Here is a 19,888-nt window from a genome sequence, read left to right as displayed (position 1 = left end):
TTGATATGACCGAAGACCTGTCCGTTGAAAAAGTCACTAAAAATTTTGGTGATTTCACCGCGGTGAGCGACGTCTCTTTTGCGGTGGAGCAGGGGCGGTTTTTTTCCATTTTGGGTCCGTCGGGCTGCGGGAAAACCACCCTATTGAGAATGATCGCCGGATTTATCGAACCCACCGCGGGGCGAATCTTCATCCGCGGCAGCGATATGGCCAACCTTCCGCCCAACCGCCGGCCGGTGAACTTGATCTTTCAGCACCTGGCCCTCTTCCCGATGATGAACGTGGCCCAGAACATCGCCTTCGGCCTCCAGCGGCGCAAGGAGAAAAAGCCCGATATCGATAGAAAAGTGGCGGATATCCTGGAGCGGGTGGGACTGCCGGGGTTCGGCTACAAAAAAATTGACCAGCTTTCCGGCGGGCAGAAACAGCGGGTAGCCATTGCCCGCTGCCTAGTGCTGGACCCTGCCGTGCTGCTGTTGGACGAACCTCTGGGAGCGCTGGATCTGAAGCTTCGCGAACAGATGAAAGTGGAGCTGAAAAAGCTTCAGGCCCAGGTGGGGACTACCTTCATCTACATTACCCACGACCAGTCGGAGGCCCTGGTGATGTCCGACCACGTGGCCGTGATGAACAATGGCCGGTTCGAACAGGTGGCTACCCCCCGCAAGCTTTACGCCCATCCGAAGACGCCCTTTGTGGCCCGTTTCGTGGGAGACAATAACGCCTGGAACGGAACCGTGGCCGATCACCGGGAAGATCTCTGTACGATCAAAACCACCGACGGCCAGACCTTTGCCGCCGCCGCCCCGGACCTTCCTTCTGGAACACCGGTGGCGTTTTTTATCCGTCCCGAGGCCATCATCATTGAACCGGATGCCGGGCTGAACGATTTCAACCGGCTGCCCGTGATCATCAAATCGATCCTTTTCGACGGGGCCAACAGCCGACTACTGGCCACACCGGTGGACGGCAATGCGGAACTGATGATCGCCCTTCCCCAGAACCGACAATACGATCACCTGAATGCCGGTGATCGTGTCGATATCGGCTGGAGCGCCCGTTCCGCCAGCTGTTTCAAGGCATCATGAACGTTACCCGGGCCCGCATTACACTGCCTTTCCTGATCTTCGTCACGCCCGTGCTCATGTGGCTGTTTTTGCTTATTGTCCTGCCCCACATCGATCTGCTGCTGATGTCCTTTCGGATCGAAGACGATGCCGGGGCTACGGTGTGGAGCCTGGTCAATTACCTGAATTTTTTTGACGAACCGGTATACTGGAGAACGTTCACCCGTACCGCCGTGTACGCCATTCTCACCACCATGATCACCTTTGCCGTGTCCCTGCCGGTGGCGTTTTACATCACCAAGGTGGTTTCGCCGCGCTTCAGCGGTTTTCTCAGCCTGCTGCTGCTCATGCCCTTTTGGGTCAGCGAGCTGGTGCGGGTTTACGGGTGGATGATCCTGCTCCGGGAAAGCGGCGTGATCAACCACTTCCTGCTAAAGGCCGGGCTGCTTCAGCACCCCGTGGAAATGCTTTACAACGATGTCACCATGGTCATGGGCCTGGTGTACACGTCCATGCTGTTCATGGTGGTGCCGCTGATATCGGTGCTGGAAAGCCTGGACGACAGCCTCATCGAGGCGGCCTATGATCTGGGGGGAAATATCTTTTCGATTGTCACGCGGATCATCATCCCCCATGCCATGCCCGGCATCGTGTCCGGGGGAATCGTGGTCTTCATGCTTACCCTGGGCAACTACCTCACCCCCAACCTGATCGGGGGCAAGAATTCCCTGTGGTTCACCGAACAGATCTACAATCAGTTTATCGCCAGCTTCAACTGGAACCAGGGTGCGGCCTTCGGTTTTCTCCTGCTGATTCTCTCTTCCTCGATTATCTGGATCGGGCTTAAACTTACCCGCCAGAAACTCAGCCGGGTGGTTCAATGATCCGTTCACTGCCCAACAGCCGATCCTACACCCTGGGCTTCAAGCTCTACGTTGCCTTGTTTTTCGTTTTCCTTTTCGCCCCGCTGTTCATTACCTGTGTGCTGGCCTTCAACGACTCCCAGTTTCCGGCGCTTCCTTGGAAAGGGTTCACCCTCGAGTGGTTCACCGCGGACCTGCCTGAGCGGGTGGGCATTTTTCACGACTCGCTCAATCTTTCCGCTATCCAGGTGAGCTTCAAGGTCGCCTTCTGGGTGTCGATTTTTTCGACCCTTGTCGGCACCTGCGGCGCCTTTCTTTTCGAGCAGGAGAATTTCCGCTTCAAGCAGGCTCTTTACTTCCTCATGCTGGCCCCCCTGGTGGTCCCCGGCGTGATCCTGGGCATCTCCATCCTGCTGTTTGCCAACACCTTGGGGATGTTTTTCGAAAACACCTTTAATCTGGACGTGCCTCTTTTCCGACCGGGGTTCTGGCTGGTGGTCCTGGGGCAGTTTTCTTTTATATCGACCCTGGTGACCCTGGTCGTGTCGGCCCGGCTGAAAAAATTCGACCGCAGCCTTGAAGAAGCGGCCCTGAACCTCGGTGCCACCCGGCTGCAGGTGATCTGGCACATCACGCTCAAGTTCCTGCGTCCCGCCATCATCGGTGCCGGTGCAGTGGCTTTTCTGATGTCTTTCGAAAACTTTAACACCACCCTCTTTCTGGTAGGGTCCCAGACCACCTTGCCCATCACCCTCTATCTTCAGGTGCGCGACGGCTCAACGCCCGTCATCAACGCCGTTTCCTTCCTGCTCATCGTGGGCACTTCCTTGCTGGCGGTGATCAATCTTACCTTCAGCCGCAAGAAAGAATAACTATCTGGCCGTATCGAGAATCGGAGAGACGGCGGCCTGGTGATAATCAGCATCCGCCCTGTCCAGGGTGCGCCGTTCGATGCTGCTACCGCTGAACAGCAAGACACTTAAGAGTATCAGGATGAGGATGGTCAGCAGACCGCTCGGTGAAAAAAAATGGAGGACCGATTCCTCGAGCCTTGTGGTGACCGATTCGAAATATGTTCCCATTTCCCACCTCCTGCTTGAAGCGGTTATTCGTATAGAAGCACCCTGGCGGATGCTTTTCATTGATCTTGTGGAGTGGCGCCCGGCTGGACCGCGCAGTGGCAAAAACCCAGCATGATTAACCATAATCTATTATAAAAAATTTTGAAACAAAATTATGTGAATGAAATTTATCCTTTAAATTTCAATTATGGCAGGCTGCATGATCGGCGCCGAATATGCCGTCCAGGCATGTACATTTACCTTGTACAGCCAAGCCTAACGGTTTTTTACATCTCGTTTAACCATATGAACAATAACCGTTTTCACTGTTTGTCGCCATTGATTCGCATGGCATGTGCTTGCAAAATAAGGTACGCGTGGTAATAAACATCGGTTTCTTGGTGCCCCTGTTGGTAAGCACGATGACGCACCGAGATTGCCGAGGCGCCCGGATCGCAAGGCGCGCCGAGCAACGCGGCGAGTCGGGATGCATTGGCGAGCAAATGCCATCGTATTGATGAACAGGGGCACTGAGGGAACCGGTTACCAGGAATAGTTCGCGTATGGGGTAAAGGAGTATAACCGTGCGGGTGTTGATCATCGATAATGACGCGTTCAGCTGTACCCATGTTAAAATGCTTTTGCAGGAAGTTGGGCTCTGCGAGGAGGCCGGAGACCGTGACTCCGCTTTGGCCCAATTTCGGTCCGCCATCGACGCCGGAACTCCATACCAGGTTGTTATTGTTGATATTCAAGTCACCGATACCGACGATGATGCCATCCTCGGGGCGCTGAGAACGATTGAGGATGAATATGCTGTTTCCCCTGATCAACGGTGCCGGATCTTTGTGGCCACCGTGCTTTCCGGGCATCAACTGGTAACGGATTGTTTGATAAATGGATGTGATGCGTTCTTTACCAAGCCCGTGGAAAAAGACCGCCTTTTCGGCAAGTTGGACGAGTATGGCCTGTTGGCCGGCAAATTAGTGCCCACTAGTGATTCAAGAGGTGCAGACAGCGCCATCTCCACCGCCAATATTCTCGATACGATTGCGCGGAAATTGAAAAATGGGGATCTGGAGCTGCCACCCGCACCAAAAATCGCCATGCGAGTGAGGCAGCTGATCGACTGCGGTGCAGAGATTAAGGACGTGGTGGATCTGCTCAAGCAAGACCTGGCGGTCGCCACGAAACTGATCAGTGTTTCGAATTCAGCCTATTACCGGGGCATCGAAAAAAACACGACGCTTAGCCAGGCCACCAACCGCCTGGGACTCACCCGCACCCGTGAAGTGGTCATGTCCATTTGCTGCCGAGGCTACTTTTCCACGAATCACCCCATGTACAAAGCGATCGTGGAAAAACTCTGGTGGCACTCACTGGCCTGTGCACATACTGCGGAGACGGTGGCGAAAAACCACGGATGGCAAGTCGATGAAGATATTTTTTCGATCGGTTTGCTGCATGATATCGGCAAATTGCTCCTGATCCAGGTCGCCGGTGATCTGGATCAGCGGAAGCATGCCAAGCAAGCTGTCCTCCATGTGGACGACCTGCACGCCCTGATGGATGCACACCATGAGCGCCTCGGCGCAAGCATTCTGGTTAAACTGGGCTACCCCGATACGTTTGTATCGCTGGTGAAGCGCCACCACCACATCGGAGACAGAGAAACGGCGTCCCATTCACTGCAGGCTGTCCAACAGGCCGACCTGCTTGCCAAGGCCGCCGGGTTTGGACTCGGGGACACCACTTGGGAATTCATCAACGATTCCATGGAAGCGCTGGGGATCAGCGAGCAGATGAAGGACCAGGTAATCATCGAGATTGCTCAGCGTATGGAACAACTCAGGTATATGTTTGGCTGAAACGTAAAAAGCTTCATCCGGGTATGAAATGTGATTCGTGCAACGGGGCGCCGGTTTCAACCCATTTTTAGATGACACGTCTGCGCGGGGATTGGTTAAAACTTACATCCTCCTTGAAATTCGATCATCCAATGTGGATGACGATCTTCCCCCGGGTGTGTTTGGTTTCCTGCTGAACATGGGCCTCCCGTATTTTTTCCAGCGGGAAAACGTCGTGAATAATTGGTCTCAGAAGGCCGGCGGCCACCCAGCGGCGAACCTGTTCCAGGTCGTCCCTGACAGATTTGACCACCACCAGTTTGGCTTTGCGGCGGGAGAAAAACCGGGTGAGGACGACGCTGAGAAACACATGCGGTTGGATCACTGTGGAGACCCATACCCCCCGGTGGCTCAAGATCGGTTTGACGGACCTGAACGGCCGATTGCCGAACACGTCGAAGAAGATGTCGAATGGATGCCCAAGGGCAATGTCCCCGTGCCGGTAGTCGATGCAGTGGTCGGCACCCAGACCCTTCAGGAAGTCGTGGTTTTGCCTGCTGCTGACGGCCGTTATCCCGGCTCCCATAATCTTGGCGATCTGTACGGCCATGCTGCCGACGCCACCGGATGCTCCGTTGATGCAGACCTGCATTCCCGACCCGATGCCTCCACAATTGCACAGGGCCTGGAGCGCCGTTAACGAGACCAGGGGAAGCGCTGCGGCTTCGTCGAAAGACAGCCCTTCCGGTTTTTTGAAGAAATGGCCGGTTCCGACCGCCGCAAATTCGGCGCAGGCGCCCCCTTGCCAGCCGTCAAGCATGCCATAAATCGATTCCCCAACCGTGGTGTCCATGACCCCTGGGCCGACTGCGGCGACTTCCCCTGAAAAATCGAAACCCGTCATTAAGGGGAAATGCCTGCCGGTAAAGCGCTTGAATCGCCCCTTGCGAATGAAGGTGTCTTTGGGGTTGATTGCTGCCGCATGTACACGCACAAGCACCTTGTTCGCCTGGGGCCAAGGGATCGGCACGTCGCGGATGGCTAACACCTCTGGAGGTCCATAGTTGCTTATCGTAGCGGCTTTCATGTGGCTTGTTGACGTCACGCTTTCTTTCCTTTTCATACGCGCCTATGGCTGTGGGTTGAAAGGGTGATCCGTCATGACCGGAACCATCCAATGAAACATTCAAATCGATCCCGGCATTATAGCGTTTGACCGTAAAAAAAGATATAATTGAGCGGCAATGAATTTTTGACATTCGGGAGGGACGGTGACATGAAAGACTGGAACTTGGCAGACGCCGCAGGGTCATCGACCATTTCAAGCGGCTGCGACGGTTCCTCGACGCGCAGTTGCCGAAGCGCACTGCCCAGGGCACCCTGGTGCTGGGCACCTGGAACATCCGCAATTTCGATAACAACCGATTTGGAAATGGACCGCACCTCGAAGAGACCTTCTTTTACATCGTCGAAGTGATCTTCAGATTCGACGCCATTGCCTTCTATGAAATCTGCCGCGATCTGAGGCCCCTTGAACGGCTGATGTCGAGCCTGAGAAATGAATACGATTTCATCCTGACCGATGTGACCGAGGGCGCTTCGGGAAACGAAAAACGCCTGGGGTTTAGCTGACATCGCGACAAGGTTTTCTTCCAGGACGTTGCCGGTGGATTTGTGCTGCCCGAGAAACTGCTGATCAGCGATGTGACCGAAAAACGTCAATTCGCCAGAACGCCTTTTGCTTGTGCGTTTCAAAGCGGGTGGCTGGACTTCATGTTCGCCACGGTGCATATTTATTACGGAAACGCCTCCAAAAAGCCGGGTGCATACCGGCGCCGGGTCAAAGCGTTCGCGTCCGTGGCGCAGTATCTGGTCAGTCGTGCCAAACAGGAAGGCCGCGTCTATATTCTGGTAGGTGATTTTAACATTGAAAAAATCGGAGATGCCACAGCAGATGCGTTGGCGCAGGCCAACTTCACCATCGTTCGCAATGAGGAAGGCAGCAACCGGACCCAAACCAAATTCTATGATCCGATCTCCTTTTGGGCCCGTGAAGGCGAAATGAGAATGGCAAACGCGGATCGCGCCAATGGCGTGCTGAGGCTGTTCGTTGCGCTTTTCCGTGACGAGGATTTCCCCGCCTATGACAGTGATGTGGACGCCACGCTGGCGGCCAGATGGGATACCCTGATTGCAGAGCAACTGGCATTGGAAGCGAGAAAACCTTCCAAGACACATACCGAAGAACTCAAGACGGTGGCAGAAAAATGGAAGAACGCCGGCAACTCCGGGCTGACATAAACCCGCGTGAAGCGTATTACCAAAACACGTGGCGTACGTTTCAACTGAGCGATCACCTGCAGCTCTGGGTGGATCTGGATGTGGATTAAGACTATCTGGACAGCCTGTAACCGGCTAACAAATGGCCTCGGCTTTGTATTTTAATCCCACTTGGAAAAGGAATGTTCACCGAAAGGCGGACCTAACAATCGTTGCAGGTTGAAGATTTCAGGCGGCTTCTCCTCCGAGCGTCCGATGAGAATTACAATGAGAACATGAAGCTGGTCGATCGGTTGAAAACGATTGCCGATGCAAGCAAAAAACAATATGAATAAATCTATGGTCTTTTGGCTCCTGATCGGAGCGCTGCTTTATGTTTTTTTCCCATTCGATGTGGTGCCGGATTTTCTGGTCGGATGGGGGTGGCTCGATGATCTTATTGTGGTGTATATGCTCTGGTCCTATTACCGCCGTCTGTCGCAACGGCGACGGCCTGGGAACCGCACCGAACAAACCCGAGACACAGATAATGATCGACAACACCGTGACACCGATTCCGATAGCCAGGATCACATAGATCCCTACACGATATTGGGTATCGCCCCGGATGCCTCCAAAGAAGAAATCAAAGTTGCCTACCGCCGTCTTGCAGCGAAATATCATCTGGACAAGGTGCAGCATCTGGGCAAGGAATTTCAGAAACTGGCCGAAGAGAGATTTAAACGAATTCAACAGGCGTATGACGAAGTCAATTCCAAGTAATGATACGATAGGGTCACATCCTATTGAAACCGCCTCCGTTATATTCCTGCAATCCTATTCTCCGCAGGCACGACGTGCCCGGTGATATCCGCCTTTTTGACGATGTTGATAAACTCCTGCTGAAAAATCGGAATCTGCCGTTTCTTTAAAAAGGCCGCCCGATAGGTCAAGGTAAAGCCGTTTTTGCCGATGGGGCGGGCAACGATGCCGTTGGCGGCCAGCGCTCGGGCCACGGCCCATCGGGGCGATACGCTGATACCGAACCCCGAGGCCACCATCTCGACGATGGCCTCGGGCTGGCCCACGGCCATGAAGCGCTGCGGCTCTATACCTTTGGGCTTGAGCACACGCTGGTAAAACCCGTGTTGTCCCCTGTCCACATGGGCGATCAGGTTGAAACCGGTGAAATCTTCGAAGCGGACGAAGGGTCGGGCGCTCAAGGGAAGGTCCTCGGGCATGATGCAGACCATCTGATCATCGAATAGCCCGACACTGTCGTAGTCGTCGGCCACGGGTGCGGCGGTAATGATCAGATCGTAGCGTTTGGCTTCCAGTTCCCGGGACAGGTTGTCGGAGTTGCCGATCTCGAAAATGATGTTGGGAAATTTTTTCTGAAAGGTCCGCATGACACCGGGAAGCCATTTGAAACAGAACAGGCACTGGGTGCCCACTTTGAGTTCTCCGCGGTCGCCGCCGGCGATCCTTGCGATTTCCAGTTCCGCCTCCTCAATGGCGCCGACGACGTCCCGGGCCGTATTCAGGAGGCGTTTGCCGATGGGGGTGAGGAGCATGCGTTTGTGGGTCCTGAAAAACAGGTCGACTTTCAGCCTGCCCTCGATGTCTTTGAGCTGCTGGCTGAGCGCGGACTGGGAGATGCACAGCGTTCCCGCCGCCCGGGTCATATTGCCGGTGGCCGCAATGGCGCAGAGCATGCGCAGGTGTTTGATTTCGAGATGGTTCATGGTTTAAAAATAAGCCTTCCTTATCGATATCATTATTAGATTCCATTTTACTTATACTACAGGATGGCTTATTTTCCAAGCCAAGGGTTTGTATCGACGGGTTACCCCAACCAAACAAAGGAGGCCGCCATGGCATTGATCAGCACGGTTTCACCGCAACAGGCCGAGGGAACCATCAAGGAAGGCTATGACATGTTCATGAAAAACATGGGTGTGATTCCCAAACCGATGGAGATGATGAGTGCCAGCCCGGCCCTTTTCGAGCTCCAGCTTCGAAGAATCCTTTATTTTTCACAACACCCCAAACTCAGTTTTGCCTTGCTGGCCCATATCCGATACCTGGTGGCCCATAACCTGAGCTACCGCTTCTGTATGGATTTCAACCGGCTGATCCTGAAAAAACAGGGCCTCACGGATGACGATATCCGTAGGATGGAGGCTGACCCCGGCCAATCCCTACTGGAGGAGAACGAAAGTGCCATGCTGGCTTTCGTGGTCAAGGCCGTCAAGGCCCCCGGCTCGGTGACGGCCGGGGACATCCGGGGGCTGAGGGCTCTGGAATGGGAGGATAGTGATATGGTCGATGCCCTGGCCCAGGGCGTCAGCATGATCGACCACACTATCATGATGGAGGCTTTTCAGATGAACCAGGACTGCATGGTTGAATAAGGTCTAACAGGAGCCGTCAAGCAGGCATGGAAAATCCATCGCTTTTTGCAGCTCCTTTCCCGAGGCATTGCCGCCGCTCATCTGGATGGCCACTTTTTTTCCGGACAATCGGTTCCGGATCTTGAAGGCAGCCCGCAAGCAGGCCGATCCGGCGCCTTCAGTGAGGTTGCGGGTGTGGTGGGCCGCAAGGGCGATGCCTTCGTACAACTCCGTTTCGGTAAGCAGCACAAAGTCCGCCAAGGCGTCTTTATATAGCGAAAAGGGTATGTCGTAGGCCGTGCCGGTAGCCACACCTCCGGCAAAGGTGGTGTTGGGGGCGGTGATGATTTTCCCGGCCTTCCAGGACATGAATGCCGCCTGGGAAGCTTCGGCCTGTACGGCGATGATCTCGATTTCCGGCCGGATCTGCTTGAGCACGGTGATGGCCGCCGCCGCCTCGCTGCCGGCACCGAGGGGGACGATCATCACATCCAGATCCGGCACCTTCTCGATGATTTCGAGGAACTCGGTACCGACCCCGTTGATCAGGTGGGGTTCGTTGGCCGGGTGGACGAAATAAAGCCCCTTCTCCTCCACCAGTCGAGCCACTTTCCGACCGGCCGCTTCGAAGTCCTTTCCATGCTCAATCAATTCGGCCCCGGCGTCCCTGATGGCCTGGATCTTCAACGGGTTTGACCCTTCCGGCACCACCACGGTCGCAGTCAATCCGAACATGTGGGCGCTGGCGGCCACCGAGGCACCGTGGTTGCCGGTGGAGTAAGTGATCACGCCAGAGACACCGTCATTCGTCAGGTGGTGCATCAGGGTGATGCCGCCCCGGATTTTGAAGGTGCCGGTGGGATTATGGTTTTCATGCTTGATGTAGACCTGGGTGCCAACGCAACGGTCCAGGCTGGGATACTGCCTCAAGGGCGTCGGCGTCAGATGGGGCCGGACGATTTCCCGTGCGCCCAGGGCATGGGCCAATGAAATTTTCTCTTTGCAGGTGCGCATGGTTGCGACTCCTTGGTTGCGGGGGTTGTCGGTATGGCGATGCGGCTTGTTTCAGCATGCCCGGTCTGAGATTAAACCGGATTGGAGGGATAAAACAGATACAGGTGATCGATAATAGAACAATAACAGATTTGCCTCCCGGCCCTGCCTGCCAGCCATTCCCGTATGGATCGACGGCAGGCTGTCCATATTGGGGGAGATGATGAGGAATTGCGCTGAGAATGAGAATGACTCAAAAAAAGAGGATCGGCTGCTACTGTTTTTCAGAGGCCTTTTTGATATCGATGATCTTCGTATTGCCCGCATATTCCTTGGTTTCGTACCGTGTGACGCCTTGCAATTTGTCGGTGATGTCGCGCATGCGGTCAATCTGGTCCGTGAGTTTGTCGATATAGGAATGGGCTTCGTGGCCATCCAGCTTCATGGCCATCAGCTCGGTGTAGCCCGAGATGGCCTGCAGGGGCTGGTTGAATTCGTGACAGACAGCACCGGCAATCTCCAATATGCCTTCAAGCTTTTCTTTTTGCAGGCGGTGCCGGGCCGCATGGTTTTTTTCGGTCAGGTCCGAAAGGACAGCCACGCTGCCGCTGAGTTTGCCCTGGCGATCCATTACCGGAGCTAGGCTGAAAAGATAATCCCGGCGTTGTCCGTCGGCGCATTGGACCTGGGTCTCGAAGGCGTGAAAACCGGCCTTGTCGATCATCTTGTATTCTTCGCGCTGATAGGCGGCGGCCAGATCGGCCGGGATCTGATCGGGCATTTCCATGGGGCGTTTGCCGATAATCCGGTCCCGGGTCAGGCCCAGGATCTTTTTGGCAAAGACTTTATTGCATCCCTGGTAAACACCCTCGGCGTCCTTGAAATAAATGGGATTGGGAATGGTGTTCATCACGGTATCCATCAACAGAAGGAAGCTGCGCAATTTTTCTTCGGTCTGCTCCCACTGGGCTTGGTTTTTCGTATGCGCTTCTTCTTTTGCGTGCGTTTTCTGATTGATTTCCAGAAGGGAGTGTTTGAGCGTTTGCATCTTTAGCTCCTGGTGCCGGTATTGATGAAACCCCCACGCACCCAGACTTAAAAGCAGAAGAATCAACAACCATAATACGATGCCCATCGATGGGTTCTCCAATTATGAGGTGAATAATTACAATGAATTAAAAATAACAATCTTGAAGAAACATGCAATTCCAACCAGCGGCGCTTCAGGAGGGGATAGGGGCCACTATCAACGGGGGAAGTAGCGCAATTATTGATCGATCCGGCTTACAAGGGGCTTTGTTTGTTTTCTGTGTTCCTTTTTGTTCATACGGGTTGATGCGGTACAATCACTCTGCATTATTTAATTGCCTCTGTCAGCGCCTGGCCCAGTTCGCGCGTACTGGCTTGTCCACCCATGTCACGCGTCAGGGTCCCACCTTCTCGCAGAATGGTTTCAATGGCTTCCATCACTGTGTCATGTATCATGGGATAGCCCAAGTGCTGCATCATCATCGCTCCGGCCCAGACCGTACCGATGGGGTTGGCGATTCCCCGGCCGGCAATATCGGGGGCGGAGCCGTGCACCGGCTCGAACATCGACGGGAAGATCCTCTCGGGGTTGATATTCGCCGAGGGAGCGATAGCAATCGTACCGGCACAGGCGGGTCCCAGATCGGACAGAATATCGCCAAACAGATTGGAACCGACCACGACATCGAAATGCTCGGGCATGCGCACGAAATTGGCAGTCAGGATATCGATATGGAATTGGTCGACGGTTACCTCGGGATAGGACTTGGCGACCTGTTTTACCCGACTGTCCCAGTAGGGCATGGAGTGGAAGATGCCATTGGATTTGGTAGCCGAGCTCAGATGCCGGGCCGGCCGGCTTTGGGCAAGTTCGAATGCGTATTTAAGAATACGGTCGGTACCTCGGCGCGTAAACAGACTTACCTGGGACACGACTTCGTACTCGGTGCCTTCATACTGAATGCCGCCGACGGAAGAGTATTCGCCTTCGACGTTTTCCCGTACAACATAGAAATCGATGTCGCCGGGTTTCCTGCCCGCCAGCGGGCAGGGTATGCCATCGAACAACCGCACCGGGCGAAGATTGACGTACTGGTCGAAGGCCCGCCGGATGGGTATCAGCAGCCCCCAAAGGGAGATGTGGTCCGGTACGCCGGGAAAACCGACTGCACCCAGATAGATGGCGTCGAAATGCCTCAGGCGGTCGATTCCGTCTTCGGGCATCATGCGCCCCGTTTTATGATAGGTCTCACACGACCAATCAAATTCGGTCCACTCGAATTTGACGCCCTGCTTGCTCCCGGCGGCTTCCAGGGCATTTATTCCTTCGGGAATTACTTCCTTGCCGATGCCATCTCCAGGAATAACCGCAATTTTTATGGAAGTCATGCTTGAAACCCTCTGGTTTTTTGTTCATGGTGCGATGAGTGCATCAATCTTGCGGCCCATTCTATATCTTACAACGGGTCTGATTTGAAACGGGGCTGCTGGAATTCACAAACAGTTAAACGCTATATGATTTCTCCCTTGGTTTCAAGGGGATGGAGCGACCATTTTACATTCGGCCAAAGCATCCCTATTTTTTGCATCAGTTGGGTTGCTGGAATCTGGAAAATGCGCCAACCCTTGTCGCTCCCGCAGAAAACGGGGGTCCACAACCCGCTGAACCCACTGGATCACCGCTTTTTCGAGACAACATAGACAGTTCACGGAAAGGAAATCACCATGGGAGAGATCATTCATCAGTCGCACATCACGATTACCCGCGAAAAGGGACCCACACGCATCGCCCACATCCGGGGATTCGACCAGCCGGTTTACTATGGCGTGCACGGCGGGATCAAAAAATTTTACAATGTCGACCCGGAAGAGGAACACGCCGCGACCCTGGATCACCTGGTGGGCGCGGTGGGCGGGTGAATGATGGGCACCTTGGCCGGGGTCCTGGCCAAAAAAAAGATCCGCACCTTTCAGGACCGTTACATGGCAACGGTCACCGGCGATATCGAAGATGTCAGCGGTGTGCTGAAAATCGTGCGCATCAACGTCCATTATAATCTGAAGCTGCCGGCGGACAAGCGTGCGGATGCCGAGGAGGCATTCAACAATTACATCACGCTATGCCCGGCCGCTCAGAGTGTGATCGAGGCGATCACGATTACACATACGCTGGAGATGGTGAACGATGTCTGATATGTCTTGGCTTGTGTTCGAAACTACAAAATTCGGATGCGAGCCAGGTATTAGCCTGACAGAACGATATCAAAACATTCATCGACCTCGTCCAGGAATTTCCAAGACAGGGCAACGAACAACGACTTCATGGAATGCACCGCTTTCATTCTGCAGAAGGCCTGGGAAGCGCTGAACGAGTTCGCGGAGGAGTTGGCTCCTGGTCGCCAGAGAGGACAGCAATAGTGCCATGGCCTTCACTTCTTCCGCGTGGCGGCCTTGCCTTATCCCGGGAGGAGACCGAAGAATCAAATGACAGATGAAAAAAAAGCACGGGGATTTTAAGGACATGTCCACCTGGCTTCATAGCCGCTTAAATCGTGTACACCCCACCAATTTGCTCTTGATGAGCTACTTGGCGGCCATCGCCATTGGCACGTTGGCTCTGATGCTGCCGGTTGCCACGGTGAATGGAGATATTGGTGCAATTGACGCGTTGTTTACGGCGACATCCGCCGTTTGTGTAACCGGATTGATTGTTGTGGATACCGGCTCTTTTTTTTCGTCATTCGGCCAGGGCGTGATCCTCTTTTTGATCCAGATCGGCGGCTTGGGAATCATGACGATTTCCGTGGCGCTGTTCCAGGTCATCGGTAAAAAAGTGGTGTTTCAGCAGCGTATGGCCATGCAGGAGGTCTTTTCCCATACGCCTCGGGAGGACATCTATTACCTGATCCGCTCGGTGCTTCTATTTACATTCACGATCGAGGCCTTGGGCACGATTATCCTGTTTTTTCACTGGCGCCCCGACTACCCCCTCGGCGAGGCCCTGTTCAAGGCGGTTTTCCATTCGGTTTCCGCCTTTTGCAATGCCGGTTTTTCACAATTCAAGGATAGCCTCATCGCCGGACGGGCATCCGTGCTATTAAACGCAACTGTGGGAGGACTGATCGTTCTGGGGGGTATCGGGTTTCCGGTGGTGTTCGAACTCTATCGCCGTGTGGTTCTGAGAGAAGCCGGCAAGATGTCGATTCAAACCAAAAGCGTGATCCTTACCAGTTTCGGATTGATTTTGGCTGGCGTCCTGGTGATTCTGGTATCCGAACGTACGTTAATTCCCACTATGGGATGGAGGAAAGGGGTTCTGTCTGCGTTTTTTCAATCGATAACCTGCCGCACTGCCGGCTTCAATACTTTGGATATTGCCTCGCTCAATACGGCCACTTTATTGTTCATGATGTTTCTGATGCTGGTGGGAGCCTCGCCGGGTTCCTGCGGCGGCGGCATTAAGACAACGACCTTCGCCGTGCTGGCGGCTTTTTCCTGGAGCCGTCTGATGCGATACAAATGTGTGAACCTTTTCGGCAAGACCGTGCCGGACGATACCGTCACCAAAAGCATTTCCGTGCTCGTTTTCTCGTTCGCCGCGATTTGTTTCGCTGTTTTTTTAATCGTGTTCATCGACCCGGATCACGGTGCCCGTGTTCAGGGCGACCGCCAATTTTTGAGTTTTCTTTTTGAAACGGTCTCGGCCTTCGGGACGGTCGGTCTTTCCGTTGGTGTAACCCCTTTGTTGACGCTGTCAGGCAAACTTGTCATCATCGCCCTGATGATCATCGGCCGAGTGGGAGTTCCGGTATTTACCTACATTATCGCAGGAGGCGGTTTGACCAAGGGGGTTCAGCACGCCGAAGAAAACTTGATGATCGGTTAGTAAGAAATGAGGTGACAATGAAAAGATTCGCCGTTATTGGCATCGGTAACTTCGGATACCATATCGCCAAGGCCCTTTATGAAGCCAAGAATGAGGTGATCACCATCGATCGAAACAAGGATAGGATTCAGGTGATCGCACCCCATTGCACCAGCTCAATCGTACAAGATGTTACCGACATCGAGGCACTTAAAGGATTAGGACTCGATGAGATGGATGCCGTGATCGTGAGCACGGGAGCCAATATCAAGCCCAGCATCCTGATCTGTTTTCACCTTGCCCGTTTGGGGATTAAACAAATTATCGTTAAAGCCGAGGACGACGACCATGGCGAAATACTAAAGCAATTGGGGGCCACGGAAATCATTCGGCCCGGCATGGACATGGCCCAGCGCCTGGCCATGCGGCTGACATCGCCCAATATTTTGGATTTCCTTCCGCTTGAGGAAGAGTATACCATCGCCCAGGTCGATCCGCCGCCGCCTTTCATCGGCAAATCACTCATGGAACTGGAACTGCGCAAGCGCTACCACGTCAATGTCATCGCTGTTAAGGAACGGATCCCGGAGCGGTTCTTTATGGTGCCCGGCGCCGATTTTAAGGTCAAGGACAGCGATATTCTCATTGTTTTGGGGAAGAAGTCGGATCTTTCCAAAATCAAGGAACTGAAATGAAAATCATTTATTTTACCACCAAATTCGCTATATTTTCTTTCTTCTCCGTTTGATTAATTTTGCGAAGCCGCTGATACTTTGTTACATCATCTTGGGGAATCGGTTCGGATTGGGAATTCCAGAATTTTATGCAAAAAATATTCGCGTCGATTCTGGCGACCTTGTATGGGTGGGATTGTTTGCCTTCGCAATTATACGTCTGGCAGTCCCGGCAGTACCATACACTCACTTTGACCCCCTCTCCAGTTACAAATCCGAGTACGTTTTCGCAACTTGAGCTTTAGAGAACCGCTTTTAAAAATTTTATCATCGCTTCGAAAGATTGCTTATGCAAAGACTATGCAATAAGCCTAAATACTTAAAATTTACAATAATTATTAAATGTTAAATGAACAATAACAAGAAACAGGAGAGAGAAATCTGTAATTTATTTCCTAAATTTTATGTCATTCGGTTCGAGAAAAAGAAGATAAAAAGAATCGGATGGGTTGCCTGATGAGGCAATGCGGGCTGGTGCTATTGGTCGGGATAGTCGGCGACTGATGGAAATCGTTTTCTGAACGGAATGTCGGCCCGCTCCCTCCAACGGATTGCCGGACCTTCCTAAGCGGCTTCATCTTTGACTTGACCCCCCATCCAAGATGTTGGTAATGGCCCGCATCTGCTGCTGATTGGCGTGAAGGACTATCGGCATATTTGAGGCAGATCCTTTTCTGGCGAGTTGACCGCATCGATTTGATCCAGCACCTTGCGACCCCGCAAAGCCCCAGGCAAAAGATCGGCGGGGTCCATGATCAGGTTCTTTGCGGCCAGGACGGGGAAGTACTGCTCGGAAAACAGGCAGGAAGGTTTTGATTTGAGCTGGCGGATATCTTTCATGGCTCAACTCTCCAGCGCGATGAGGTCCGCATACGTTTCCCGTTTGCGGGCCAGGGTCGCCCGGTCGCCGTCGACGATCACCTCAGCGGCCCTGGGTCGGGAATTATATTGAGAAGACATGGTGAAGCCGTAGGCGCCGGCGGAGAAGACGGCCAGGTATTCTCCGGGTTCCATCGCGGGAAGCCGGCGGTCCTGGGCCAGAAAGTCGGAGCTTTCGCAGATGGGACCCACCACGTCCACAACCATCTTCTCACGGCCCCTGGGAGTCACTTCGCCGATGCGGTGGTAGGCGCCGTAAAGGGAGGGGCGCACCAGGTCGTTCATGGCCGCATCAACGATAATGAAATTTTTGGCGCTGGTTTTTTTGGTGTACAGGACCCGGGTGGCCAGAATACCGGCATTACCGGCGATAGCGCGGCCCGGTTCAAGGATGATGGTGAGTTTTCTGCCTTCGACGGCCTCGGCGATGGCCCGGCCCAGTTCTGCGGGCAGGGGCGGCGCCTCTTCGTCGTAGGTGATGCCTAGTCCGCCGCCCAGGTCGAGGTAGCAAATATCAACGCCAGATGCTTTAAGCCGGTCGGCAAAAGCGAGCAGTTTTTTCAGGGCTTCCACAAAGGGACCGATCTGGGTGAGTTGGGAGCCGATATGGCAGTCCATGCCCACCGGTTCCACCGACGGGGTTTCCTTGGCCAACAGATAGGCGCCGGTGGCCTCAAGCATATCCAGGCCGAACTTGTTCTGCTTCAGCCCGGTAGAGATGTAGGGGTGGGTCTTGGGGTCCACGTCGGGATTGATGCGGATGCTGATCCGCGCCGTGTTATTCAGCTCTGCGGCCATGCGCCCGATCTGTTTCAGTTCCTGGGCGGACTCCACGTTGAACATGAGAATGTCGGCCTTCAGGGCTTCCCGGATCTCGTGTTCCTGCTTGCCCACACCGGAGAAGACGATTCGGCGAGGATCGATGCCGGCTTTCAGGGCGCGGTACAATTCTCCCCCGGAGACGATGTCTACACCGGCCCCACGTTCGCCCAGCAGGCGAAGGAGGCTGATATTGCTGTTGGCCTTGACCGAAAAACAGGTCAGGTGGTCCAGTCCCCCCAGGGCGATATCGAATGCCTTATAGTGGCGTTCGAGCGTTTTTTTTGAATATACATACAGCGGCGTACCGAATCGTTCGGCCAATTCCTTGACGCGAACCCCTTCCGCCCAGAGCTCTCCGTCGCGGTACTCGAAATAATCCATGGTTTACCCCTTTCGCTATGGGATGCAGTCGTTCAGGATGATGACATTGATAATACCACAGCGTTTACCGGGAACACAGAGGGAATCGGCCGGCAAGGGTGGCGTTATTTCTCACTATCGCTGCGACGTGGCTATTAGATGAAGCGATTTAATTGAAGGACCCTATCCTTTCGTCGAAAACAGGTCATTGGGCCGTTGGCGTTTTCGCGAGGCGCGTTTCAAGCGGCACCTAAATCCGCGGCAGGTCGCAGCACCCTTTCTCCGGCAGATCGGTTCGGCCCATGAGAAAAAGGTCCACCGCCCGGGCCGCCTCGCGACCTTCCGAGATGGCCCAGACGATCAGGGACTGACCCCGGCGGGCGTCTCCGGCGGCGAAGACGCCGGGCCGTGACGTCATGAAATCGCTGCCGGTGCGGAGGTTGCCCCTTGCGTCCAGAGCCAGGGCGAGCTGGTCTATAAGGGTGTCCGGCTCCGGGCCGGCAAATCCCATCGCCAAAAGCACCAGGTTTGCCGGCCAGGTTTTTTCCGATCCGGGAATCTCTTCGAAGCGCACCGGCCTGCCGGCCTCCTCGGTCCATTTCACCTGGATTGTTTCCAGTGCCCGCACCCGGCCGGTTTCACCGATAAATCGTTTGGTGAGTACATTCCAGTTGCGGCTGCCGCCTTCCTCGTGGCTGCTGCTGGTGCGCAGGCGCATGGGCCAGAAAGGCCAGGGTTGGGATTCCGGGCGGTCTTCCGTCGGCTGGGGCAGCAGTTCGAAATTGACTACGGAGGCGGCACCCTGGCGGTGGCTGGTGCCGATGCAGTCGCTGCCCGTGTCCCCTCCGCCGATGACGATGACGTGTTTGCCGGTGGCATTGACTGCAACCGTCTGCGCTTCACCGGAGACCACGCGGTTTTGGCCGGTAAGAAAATTCATGGCGTAGTGAATGCCGTCAAGCCCGCGACCGGGTATGGTCAGGTCCCGGGGACGGGAGGCGCCGCAGCAGACGACCAGTGCATCGAAGTCGCCGCAAAGGGTTTCGCCGGCAAGGTCCACACCGGCATGAATGCCGGTTTTAAAAAGGATGCCTTCTTTTTCCATCAAATCCAGGCGTCGGTCCACCACCGGTTTTTCCAGCTTGAAGTCGGGGATGCCGTAGCGCAGGAGCCCGCCGGGTTTGGCGTCCCGCTCGAACACGGTCACCGTGTGGCCGGCCGTGTTGAGCTGCTGGGCGCAGGCCAGGCCTGCCGGGCCCGAGCCGACCACCGCCACTGTTTTTCCAGTACGCTGTGAGGGTGGTTGCGGTCGGACCCATCCTTTTTCGAAGGCGCGTTCGATAATGGTCTTTTCGATCTGTTCGATGGTCACCGCCGGTGCGTTGATGGCTAGCACGCAGGCCTCCTCGCAGGGGGCGGGGCAGAGGCGGCCGGTAAACTCGGGAAAGTTGTTGGTGGCCATAAGCTGTTTGAAGGCCTCCCTCCAGCGACCATGGTATACCTCGTCGTTCCAATCCGGGATGCGGTTGCCCAGGGGGCACCCGGCGTGACAGGTGGGAACCCCGCAGTCCATGCAGCGGGCGGCTTGGGCGCGCAGCGTCTTGTCGGGAAAAGGCCGGTAGATTTCATGAAAATCTCCCACCCGCTCTTCGACCGGGCGCCTGTCGGACATCTGCCGGTCGTGTTCCATGAATCCCGTGGGTTTTCCCATGGTCG

Annotated in this window: 21 protein-coding genes; 12 read left to right on the top strand and 9 right to left on the bottom strand. The window is 54.6% G+C overall.

Annotated features, from left to right (window positions below; all coding sequences use genetic code 11):
• The first annotated feature begins 5 nt into the window (after positions 1 to 5).
• From ACHZBS_RS11265 to ACHZBS_RS11255, 3 genes are read left to right on the top strand one after another with little or no spacing between them, the layout of a single operon-like run.
• Positions 6 to 1,088 (top strand): ABC transporter ATP-binding protein, encoded by a 1,083-nt coding sequence (locus ACHZBS_RS11265; RefSeq protein WP_319406604.1) that lies wholly within the window; start codon positions 6 to 8, stop codon positions 1,086 to 1,088.
• Positions 1,085 to 1,951 (top strand): ABC transporter permease, encoded by an 867-nt coding sequence (locus tag ACHZBS_RS11260; protein WP_319406603.1) that lies wholly within the window; start codon positions 1,085 to 1,087, stop codon positions 1,949 to 1,951. Before ACHZBS_RS11265 ends, ACHZBS_RS11260 begins: the two co-directional genes overlap by 4 nt.
• Complete coding sequence (locus ACHZBS_RS11255) at positions 1,948 to 2,802, top strand: ABC transporter permease (protein WP_319406602.1); 855 nt, start codon at positions 1,948 to 1,950, stop codon at positions 2,800 to 2,802. Before ACHZBS_RS11260 ends, ACHZBS_RS11255 begins: the two co-directional genes overlap by 4 nt.
• On the opposite strand, the gene ACHZBS_RS11250 is transcribed toward ACHZBS_RS11255, so the two are convergent.
• On the bottom strand, positions 2,803 to 3,012 hold the full coding sequence (locus tag ACHZBS_RS11250) for a hypothetical protein (RefSeq protein WP_319406601.1): 210 nt from the start codon (positions 3,010 to 3,012) through the stop codon (positions 2,803 to 2,805). It abuts the gene before it with no gap.
• A gap of 563 nt (positions 3,013 to 3,575) precedes the next feature.
• Between ACHZBS_RS11250 and ACHZBS_RS11245 the strand changes: the two genes are divergently transcribed.
• Positions 3,576 to 4,859, top strand: coding sequence for an HDOD domain-containing protein (locus tag ACHZBS_RS11245; protein ID WP_319406600.1), 1,284 nt, complete (start codon positions 3,576 to 3,578; stop codon positions 4,857 to 4,859).
• Positions 4,860 to 4,983: 124 nt separating this feature from the next.
• Here the strand turns inward: ACHZBS_RS11245 and ACHZBS_RS11240 are convergent, their stop codons facing one another.
• A complete protein-coding gene (locus ACHZBS_RS11240; RefSeq protein ID WP_319406599.1) occupies positions 4,984 to 5,943 on the bottom strand; it encodes an NAD(P)-dependent alcohol dehydrogenase in 960 nt (319 codons plus the stop codon).
• 248 nt (positions 5,944 to 6,191) lie between these two features.
• Here ACHZBS_RS11240 and ACHZBS_RS11235 point away from each other — a divergent pair, with 248 nt between their 5' ends.
• The 3 genes from ACHZBS_RS11235 to ACHZBS_RS11225 all read left to right on the top strand — a co-directional run bounded on the left by ACHZBS_RS11235 (position 6,192) and on the right by ACHZBS_RS11225 (position 7,880).
• On the top strand, positions 6,192 to 6,470 hold the full coding sequence (locus ACHZBS_RS11235) for a hypothetical protein (protein WP_319406598.1): 279 nt from the start codon (positions 6,192 to 6,194) through the stop codon (positions 6,468 to 6,470).
• A gap of 42 nt (positions 6,471 to 6,512) precedes the next feature.
• On the top strand, positions 6,513 to 7,139 hold the full coding sequence (locus ACHZBS_RS11230) for a hypothetical protein (protein ID WP_319406597.1): 627 nt from the start codon (positions 6,513 to 6,515) through the stop codon (positions 7,137 to 7,139).
• A 288-nt stretch (positions 7,140 to 7,427) separates the two neighbouring features.
• The gene (locus tag ACHZBS_RS11225; RefSeq protein WP_319406596.1) at positions 7,428 to 7,880 is read left to right on the top strand and encodes a DnaJ domain-containing protein; all 453 of its coding nucleotides are present in this window, start codon (positions 7,428 to 7,430) and stop codon (positions 7,878 to 7,880) included.
• Between the two features lie 38 nt (positions 7,881 to 7,918).
• On the opposite strand, the gene ACHZBS_RS11220 is transcribed toward ACHZBS_RS11225, so the two are convergent.
• The gene (locus tag ACHZBS_RS11220; RefSeq protein ID WP_319406595.1) at positions 7,919 to 8,842 is read right to left on the bottom strand and encodes a LysR family transcriptional regulator; all 924 of its coding nucleotides are present in this window, start codon (positions 8,840 to 8,842) and stop codon (positions 7,919 to 7,921) included.
• Between the two features lie 129 nt (positions 8,843 to 8,971).
• On the opposite strand from ACHZBS_RS11220, the gene ACHZBS_RS11215 reads away from it, so the two are divergent.
• Positions 8,972 to 9,511, top strand: a complete 540-nt coding sequence (locus tag ACHZBS_RS11215) for a hypothetical protein (protein ID WP_319406594.1) — start codon at positions 8,972 to 8,974, stop codon at positions 9,509 to 9,511.
• Positions 9,512 to 9,514: 3 nt separating this feature from the next.
• On the opposite strand, the gene ACHZBS_RS11210 is transcribed toward ACHZBS_RS11215, so the two are convergent.
• The 3 genes from ACHZBS_RS11210 to ACHZBS_RS11200 all read right to left on the bottom strand — a co-directional run bounded on the left by ACHZBS_RS11210 (position 9,515) and on the right by ACHZBS_RS11200 (position 12,901).
• On the bottom strand, positions 9,515 to 10,504 hold the full coding sequence (locus ACHZBS_RS11210) for a threonine/serine dehydratase (RefSeq protein ID WP_319406593.1): 990 nt from the start codon (positions 10,502 to 10,504) through the stop codon (positions 9,515 to 9,517).
• 253 nt (positions 10,505 to 10,757) lie between these two features.
• Complete coding sequence (locus tag ACHZBS_RS11205; RefSeq protein ID WP_319406592.1) at positions 10,758 to 11,618, bottom strand: PAS domain-containing protein; 861 nt, start codon at positions 11,616 to 11,618, stop codon at positions 10,758 to 10,760.
• 221 nt (positions 11,619 to 11,839) lie between these two features.
• A complete protein-coding gene (locus ACHZBS_RS11200) occupies positions 11,840 to 12,901 on the bottom strand; it encodes a tartrate dehydrogenase (protein ID WP_319406591.1) in 1,062 nt (353 codons plus the stop codon).
• Between the two features lie 336 nt (positions 12,902 to 13,237).
• On the opposite strand from ACHZBS_RS11200, the gene ACHZBS_RS11195 reads away from it, so the two are divergent.
• The 4 genes from ACHZBS_RS11195 (at position 13,238) to ACHZBS_RS11180 (ending at position 16,072) form a co-directional block, all read left to right on the top strand.
• Positions 13,238 to 13,432 carry a hypothetical protein gene (locus tag ACHZBS_RS11195; RefSeq protein WP_319406590.1) on the top strand — a complete coding sequence of 65 codons (195 nt, stop codon included), beginning with the start codon at positions 13,238 to 13,240 and terminating at the stop codon, positions 13,430 to 13,432.
• Positions 13,433 to 13,705: an OsmC family protein gene (locus ACHZBS_RS11190; protein WP_319406589.1), complete on the top strand. Its 273-nt coding sequence runs from the start codon at positions 13,433 to 13,435 to the stop codon at positions 13,703 to 13,705. It begins immediately after the preceding gene.
• A 298-nt stretch (positions 13,706 to 14,003) separates the two neighbouring features.
• Positions 14,004 to 15,398 (top strand): TrkH family potassium uptake protein, encoded by a 1,395-nt coding sequence (locus ACHZBS_RS11185; protein WP_319406588.1) that lies wholly within the window; start codon positions 14,004 to 14,006, stop codon positions 15,396 to 15,398.
• A 17-nt stretch (positions 15,399 to 15,415) separates the two neighbouring features.
• Positions 15,416 to 16,072 (top strand): TrkA family potassium uptake protein, encoded by a 657-nt coding sequence (locus tag ACHZBS_RS11180; protein ID WP_319406587.1) that lies wholly within the window; start codon positions 15,416 to 15,418, stop codon positions 16,070 to 16,072.
• A gap of 684 nt (positions 16,073 to 16,756) precedes the next feature.
• Here ACHZBS_RS11180 and ACHZBS_RS11175 read toward each other — a convergent pair.
• The 3 genes from ACHZBS_RS11175 to ACHZBS_RS11165 form a co-directional block, all read right to left on the bottom strand.
• A complete protein-coding gene (locus ACHZBS_RS11175; RefSeq protein WP_319406586.1) occupies positions 16,757 to 16,951 on the bottom strand; it encodes a hypothetical protein in 195 nt (64 codons plus the stop codon).
• A 3-nt stretch (positions 16,952 to 16,954) separates the two neighbouring features.
• Positions 16,955 to 18,193, bottom strand: coding sequence for a diaminopimelate decarboxylase (lysA, locus tag ACHZBS_RS11170; RefSeq protein ID WP_319406585.1), 1,239 nt, complete (start codon positions 18,191 to 18,193; stop codon positions 16,955 to 16,957).
• Positions 18,194 to 18,422: 229 nt separating this feature from the next.
• On the bottom strand, positions 18,423 to 19,883 hold the full coding sequence (locus ACHZBS_RS11165) for a glutamate synthase subunit beta (RefSeq protein ID WP_319406584.1): 1,461 nt from the start codon (positions 19,881 to 19,883) through the stop codon (positions 18,423 to 18,425).
• Positions 19,884 to 19,888: the final 5 nt, after the last annotated feature.

The sequence above is a fragment of the uncultured Desulfosarcina sp. genome (assembly GCF_963664155.2).
GTDB lineage: Bacteria > Desulfobacterota > Desulfobacteria > Desulfobacterales > Desulfosarcinaceae > Desulfosarcina.
The sequence above is the reverse complement of the archived record's forward strand: the minus strand, read 5'-3'. Positions and strand labels throughout refer to the sequence as shown.

Excerpts from the sequence above, each read along its gene's own strand:
- ACHZBS_RS11165 (WP_319406584.1), bottom strand. The coding sequence starts at position 19,883 with ATGGGAAAACCCACGGGATTCATGGAACACGACCGGCAGATGTCCGAC.
- ACHZBS_RS11205 (WP_319406592.1), bottom strand. The coding sequence starts at position 11,618 with ATGGGCATCGTATTATGGTTGTTGATTCTTCTGCTTTTAAGTCTGGGT.
- ACHZBS_RS11200 (WP_319406591.1), bottom strand. The coding sequence starts at position 12,901 with ATGACTTCCATAAAAATTGCGGTTATTCCTGGAGATGGCATCGGCAAG.
- ACHZBS_RS11215 (WP_319406594.1), top strand. The coding sequence starts at position 8,972 with ATGGCATTGATCAGCACGGTTTCACCGCAACAGGCCGAGGGAACCATC.
- ACHZBS_RS11210 (WP_319406593.1), bottom strand. The coding sequence starts at position 10,504 with ATGCGCACCTGCAAAGAGAAAATTTCATTGGCCCATGCCCTGGGCGCA.
- ACHZBS_RS11225 (WP_319406596.1), top strand. The coding sequence starts at position 7,428 with ATGCAAGCAAAAAACAATATGAATAAATCTATGGTCTTTTGGCTCCTG.
- ACHZBS_RS11180 (WP_319406587.1), top strand. The coding sequence starts at position 15,416 with ATGAAAAGATTCGCCGTTATTGGCATCGGTAACTTCGGATACCATATC.
- ACHZBS_RS11220 (WP_319406595.1), bottom strand. The coding sequence starts at position 8,842 with ATGAACCATCTCGAAATCAAACACCTGCGCATGCTCTGCGCCATTGCG.
- ACHZBS_RS11190 (WP_319406589.1), top strand. The coding sequence starts at position 13,433 with ATGATGGGCACCTTGGCCGGGGTCCTGGCCAAAAAAAAGATCCGCACC.
- ACHZBS_RS11255 (WP_319406602.1), top strand. The coding sequence starts at position 1,948 with ATGATCCGTTCACTGCCCAACAGCCGATCCTACACCCTGGGCTTCAAG.
- ACHZBS_RS11260 (WP_319406603.1), top strand. The coding sequence starts at position 1,085 with ATGAACGTTACCCGGGCCCGCATTACACTGCCTTTCCTGATCTTCGTC.
- lysA (WP_319406585.1), bottom strand. The coding sequence starts at position 18,193 with ATGGATTATTTCGAGTACCGCGACGGAGAGCTCTGGGCGGAAGGGGTT.
- ACHZBS_RS11250 (WP_319406601.1), bottom strand. The coding sequence starts at position 3,012 with ATGGGAACATATTTCGAATCGGTCACCACAAGGCTCGAGGAATCGGTC.
- ACHZBS_RS11175 (WP_319406586.1), bottom strand. The coding sequence starts at position 16,951 with ATGAAAGATATCCGCCAGCTCAAATCAAAACCTTCCTGCCTGTTTTCC.
- ACHZBS_RS11265 (WP_319406604.1), top strand. The coding sequence starts at position 6 with ATGACCGAAGACCTGTCCGTTGAAAAAGTCACTAAAAATTTTGGTGAT.
- ACHZBS_RS11195 (WP_319406590.1), top strand. The coding sequence starts at position 13,238 with ATGGGAGAGATCATTCATCAGTCGCACATCACGATTACCCGCGAAAAG.
- ACHZBS_RS11185 (WP_319406588.1), top strand. The coding sequence starts at position 14,004 with ATGAAAAAAAAGCACGGGGATTTTAAGGACATGTCCACCTGGCTTCAT.